Annotated in this window: 3 protein-coding genes; all 3 read right to left on the bottom strand. The window is 39.7% G+C overall.

Annotated features, from left to right (window positions below; all coding sequences use genetic code 11):
• Window positions 1–566 precede the first annotated feature (566 nt).
• Window positions 567–1,703, bottom strand: coding sequence for a flagellin (locus tag F0226_RS22000; protein WP_171737633.1), 1,137 nt, complete (start codon window positions 1,701–1,703; stop codon window positions 567–569).
• 432 nt (window positions 1,704–2,135) lie between these two features.
• A complete protein-coding gene (gene flgL, locus F0226_RS22005) occupies window positions 2,136–3,329 on the bottom strand; it encodes a flagellar hook-associated protein FlgL (RefSeq protein WP_171737634.1) in 1,194 nt (397 codons plus the stop codon).
• A 12-nt stretch (window positions 3,330–3,341) separates the two neighbouring features.
• Complete coding sequence (flgK, locus tag F0226_RS22010; RefSeq protein ID WP_171737635.1) at window positions 3,342–5,222, bottom strand: flagellar hook-associated protein FlgK; 1,881 nt, start codon at window positions 5,220–5,222, stop codon at window positions 3,342–3,344.
• Between the last annotated feature and the right edge of the window lie 106 nt (window positions 5,223–5,328).

A 5,328-nucleotide genomic window follows, 5' to 3' on the forward strand; every position in this document is an offset into this window, starting at 1 on the left:
GTTTGTATTTACATTCACTGCCATGGTGATTTCTCCAATTGATTTTTCGATATTGCGGTTTCCGACGTCTCGAAAAACCAAGTAGTTCTCTCAAAGTTACTTTTAATAACGGCTCGAAAACTCAGACCTTTAGAAAAATTTTAATAAAAATCAGAAAAATTATTTAATCATTAAAAATCAACAACTTAAAAAGGTGTTATTTTTAATTTAAATATGTGGATTTAGGCAGAAGAAATTTTCAGGCTAATTTTCAAACAAAAACAGAAGAAGTAATAGAGTAAATATAGAGTTGTTTTAGAGTCAGCAGGGGGAGAAAATTTGGAAATGGCATGTAACAGAAAGGAAAAAGCCCCTTTTCCTTTGAGAGAACCGGGGCTAGTTGGTCATCAGATCCTATGTGGAGATCATCGAGAAATGAACATATTCTCGTCAGACCGTGTGCATATTTACCATTAAAATGACAAGCGGTGAGAGATGAGAGAGCTAATCATCCAAGTAAATATGCTTGCCAGTTTCCCTTGTTGTATCGCTCACGTCTGTGCATTAACAACAAGTTCAACCAATAACTATTGCAATAGTGACATTGCAGAGTTAGGCAACTGTTTTGCTTGAGCAAGTATTGATGTACCTGCCTGTTGCAGTATTTGTGCTTTCGTCATTTGCGTTGTTTCTTTCGCAAAATCGGTATCTTTAATACGGCTGTTTGACGCTTCAACATTCTCTTGAACGTTAGCCAAGTTATTAATACTGTGGCTTAAACGGTTCTGTTTCGCACCAAGGTCAGCTCGTTGTGAGTCAACATAAGTCAATGCCGAATCTAAAATACTTATCGCATTTTGAGAACCAGCAACGCTAGTTAAATCAATATCTTGAACAGATGTTTGACGACCATCGCTCTTAATACCTAATTCAGAAGCTAAACCACCAGAGATCGACATAGAGCCTTCTAAATCAGGTTCTGCTACGAACATCTGTAAACGACCATCATCAGTAACTGAAGCGTTAACAAGATGAGATTGACCATTGATGTAAGTCGCTAGTTCTTCAATATCATCACCAGCTTTAGTGTTGATATCGAGAATAACCTCTTCGCCAGCTTTAGTTTTAAACTCAAGCTTTAAATCTTGAGCATTCGCTGGAACTTGCCAGTCTTTACCTTTGCCGTTTTCAGAATCAAACGTAGTGCCACCCATACGGAAATCATCCGCACGCACACTCGTTAGACCCATAATCATTGCTTCACCAGAATTTGAACCAATCTGGAAAGAGGCTTCACCAAACGTACCATTTAGCAGTCGACGACCACCGAACGATGTTGTTTCTGCGATACGGTTTAGCTCATCTTGAAGTGCCATAGACTCTTCATTCAATGCTTCACGTTCTGCCGGTGAGTTAGTACCGTTTGAAGATTGAATCGCCAAATCACGCATACGCTGCATTACATTGGTTGACTCATTCATCGCACCTTCAGCTGTTTGAGCAATAGAAATACCATCATTAGCATTTCGCATTGCCACATCCAAACCTCTGGATTGAGCCGTCAGTCGATTCGATATTTGCAGACCTGCTGCATCATCTTTAGCACTGTTAATTTTATGCCCTGATGACAAACGCTCCATAGAAGTATTTAGGTCATTAGAGGCTTTATTTAAGTAACGTTGCGCTGTCATAGCCGACACGTTGGTACTTACATTGATAGCCATTTTGCTCTCCTTATGAGTTCGCAAGCTTTCTGCGAAGCGGCCAGCTTTACTCTCATATGGATAAGCACTGACCGTAAATTACTTGCTAAACCCCCAAATGAGGATTTATGAACTGTTTTAATCATTTCTGATTATATAGATACAAGTTGTATGCCAAGTTTACAATCAAATACCAATTAAAATATTAGACTTAATTTTCAACAACTTGCCAAAATATAAACAGATAACATCTAACTATCACCTGATAAACCAATATGTATTTGTATAAAAGATTGCCGCTTTTTTTGCCACTTTCACTTTAAACAAATACCCAATCTACTTTTTATTCGTTACTTTCAATTCAAATTCTAGAGTTTCGTATTCTCACTAGAAGCACTTACGGCATAGCACATAAGGCAACACTAGATGGCTAAACGAATTCTGATAGAACCATTAAATATAATTAAATAAAGTGAGATCTTTCGTTTTCCCAAACGCTTGCTGAGAAGCCTGCAGCGCTCGAGAATTTTCATTAAATTCAATAATGGCTTTTGAGTAATCTAAATCTTCAAAATTACTCTTAGCTTTCGCTAAAGACAGATTGAAATCTTCATGTTGCTGTTGTTGGATATCTAGCGTACTTAATCTTGCACCCACATCAGTACGAGCTTTGGTGATATGAATGAAAGCGGCATGAAATTCTTCAGTGACCTGGTGAAGCTTTGCCGTAGCTGAAGTATCTGACACAGATGACTCCGCTAAACGAGACGCTTCTTTAAACGTATCGAAAATACTAAAGCTACTTCTTGGTTCTAAAGAAATTGAATCACCTTTGGTAATCTGACCTTTAATTTGGATCTTGATATTTTCATATTCAATTCCAGTTTGAGGGTCAAACTCTTTCGCATCCACAACACTGCCATCTTGTTCTAATTGGTAGCCAAATTTACCGTTTTGCATATCTACAAACGTAACTTTATAACTTGATGGATCTTGAAACGTACTGTTTGTTGCTTTCTCTAACAGTAAATCTGAACCTGTTTGTAATTCATACTGAGGTTCAAAATCACCAAACGGGTTATCTATTTCCATAAACAACTTACTACCAGGATCGTTCATCGCCATTTCGAAGCTACTAGCGATTCGCATTTTCCTTTGGTAATCATCACCAGCATAAGTGACGTTACCTGCATTATCTCGAAAGAAAGGTTGGCTCTTAGGCTTAGTACCAGCAAAGGTATAGTTACCCGACTCATCCTGGGTATTCGCCAAGTTAAGGAAATTATTTGATAACTCTTGTATCTCACGCTGCTTCGCTAATCGATCTTCCGGCGATAAAGAACCATTAATCATTTCCATAACGGTTCGTTTCGCTTCATCAGCAAAGTTTTCCGAATTAGAAATAATAACTTCATGATGCTCTAAGCGGTTTCTTACTAGAGTAATGGCATCGCCATACTGCTTTAACTGTTCTGACTGTTGACCAATGTTCTGCAAATAATGCGTTGCCAATGGGTCATCACTCGGTGACATCAGTTTCTTACCTGATGCTAATTGCGCTTGGTTGTGATGCACCTTATTTTCTTGACGACGCAAATCGTTTTGTACTGATTGATAGTTATGGAAACTAGAAATACGATTTAACATTTATCTATCTCCCTATCTCAGAGCCAAAATGGTATTGAATGTGTCGTTCGCCGCTTGCATAACACGTGATGAAGCCATGTAGGCTTGCTGGAATTTCATCATGTTTGCCGCTTCTTCATCTAAGTTAACCCCGGAGATGGAAGCAATTCGTTCTTGGGCGGATTCTTTTTCTAATGTCGCAATGTCACTGAGCCTGATCGCAGTTGAAGCTTTCAAACCCGTACTGGTGTTCAAGTTATGATAGATATCAAGAACGGTCGATTCACCGCTATCCAAATTCTTATCTGTCTGAATATTTTGTAATTTTCTTAAGTTACCGTTATCACCCTCGGAAGGAACTAAGTTAGCGGTAAACTTATCGTTCGCAATCGCACCATTCGTCAGTTCAAAAGTCGTGCCTTGAACCGTAATCGGCTCTGTCGGCGGATACGGAAGAGGCTGCATTAATACATTGCCCTTGGTATCTGTTACTGCAAATTGATCACCTTTAGGAGACACAATCACTTCAAATTCTCTAAGAGCACCCGCTGTTAAAATTTTAAATTCAGCAGTACCTTGCGCGAATGTGGTTGATGCTTCATAGCTTTGAGCCGCAATGTTTTTTGGGTCAACGGTATTCATTTGCATTTGAGCAGCTGAATTTCGAGTGGGACGTAAAAGGACTTTTTCGCCAAGCTCTGGTGGGTTTCTTATTTCTACCCGCATACCATCAAGATAAAAGGCATTACCACTTGAGTCAGTACTGACCTTAATAGTTTCTCCACTTGGCTTTGTTACTACATAGTCACTGCCGTCATAACGTAAACCATATTCGCCACCCTTCAATGTTGAAGGATCATCGATGAACACGGCAACCTCGGCATTAGATTGCCCACTTGTGATAGCTCTAGACTTTGCTGATATTTCTGAATTGACGTCAGAAAAAATATTACCGCCAACTTGTCCACGTAAGTCCAAGCCCTGTGATTGGTAGGTATTCACTTCATGTGAAAAAGAAACCGCTAAACGCCCCAATTCATCCATCACTTCCGGGATTAAGTTGTCACGCATATCTAGCATGGCACCAATTTTCCCATCAATATCTTGGCTAGTAATCGGCTTAACCACTTGCCCTTCAACTATTGCCAGTCGGCGTTGATGGGTATCTGGGATGCCGTTCACCAAACGTAGTTGGCTGGCTTCGGTTCCTGACACTAATGTATGACCGTTACCAATATGGACATTAAAACCTTCAGAGTTTGAACGTGGAGTCACAGTCACTTTGGTGTAGCCCGATAATTCATTGATCAGCTTTTCATGCTCATCTCGTAAATCATTATGTGGACCTGGTGTTCTCATCATTAAGCGTTGAACATCACGAATCTCAACCGCAAGTTGATTCACACGCTCGATACCCATATCTAATTTTTTATTCGACACATCAGATTGCTTACGAATCGTTTCGTGGAATTCATTTAATGTTTGAGTAATCAAGCCTGCTTTTTCTAGTACTACTTTACGGGCACCTACATCATTTGGAGTGTCCGCAAGGGTTTTTACTGCATCGAACCACTCATTTAAGTGTTCTGGGATTTTTTGAGATGCAACGGAAGACAACATGCTAGAAAGCATATCGATATTAGATTCAGCATCACTTTTATTGGCGGCATTGGTTGTCGATAGGTTCAGTTCGTTAACGGCAAACTGATCCCACGAGCGGCGAACATTTTCCACGTGAACGCCCATACCATAAGTTTGTCCACCAAACTGACGCGGGTCATTAACGCCCTGAATAACAGATTGACGGCTATAGCCCTCTGTATTCGCGTTCGAAATGTTATGACCTGTGGTGTTTAACTGTCTCTGAGCGGTAAGAACACTTTGTGTACCTACATTCAGAAGATCCGACGCCATAATGCCCCCCCAAAAACTTAATATAATCAGAATTAACTGATTCAACTAACAATAGAAAAGCAAAATACATGCCACTATTTTAATCAAGATATTAAAAGGTAAGTAT

Origin of the sequence: Vibrio sp. 99-70-13A1 (assembly GCF_013114625.1) — a bacterium.
Taxonomy (GTDB): domain Bacteria; phylum Pseudomonadota; class Gammaproteobacteria; order Enterobacterales; family Vibrionaceae; genus Vibrio.